This is a genomic window from Allobosea sp. 05T433 (genome assembly GCF_056396065.1).
Map to the genome: position 1 here is coordinate 1 of NZ_JBFTKS010000136.1, position 389 is coordinate 389.

Here is a 389-nt window from a genome sequence, read left to right on the forward strand (position 1 = left end):
CTAGATGTGTAGTCCCGAAATCTGATGGTGCATCATCGATCCTGAGTCGTCAGGAGGAGGATGCATTATGGGAAGCGTTCTTCATGGCAGCGCCCGCACGACGGCGCGTGTTCGAGCCGAGCTCCAAGGGTCGAAAGAGAGCAGCCGGGCCCTTGCCGACCGCTACGGCTTGAATCCGAAGACTGTGCTCAAGTGGCGCAAAAGGACCACCACATCCGATGCGCCCATGGGACCGAAGGCCCCTCGAAGTACGGTGCTGACGCCGGCCGAGGAAGCCATCGTCGTGGCCTTCCGGCAGAAGACACTGCTGCCGCTGGACGACGTGCTGGGTTGCCTGAAGGACACCATCCCCGGCCTCAGCCGCAGCGCCCTGCACCGTTGCCTCCAAC

The 389-nt window shown here is 62.7% G+C and carries 1 pseudogene; it reads left to right on the top strand.

Features of this window, described 5'->3' with window-relative positions:
- Positions 1–67: 67 nt before the first annotated feature.
- Positions 68–389 (top strand): annotated as a pseudogene (locus tag AC1DGP_RS35370) (IS481 family transposase); the annotation flags it as partial.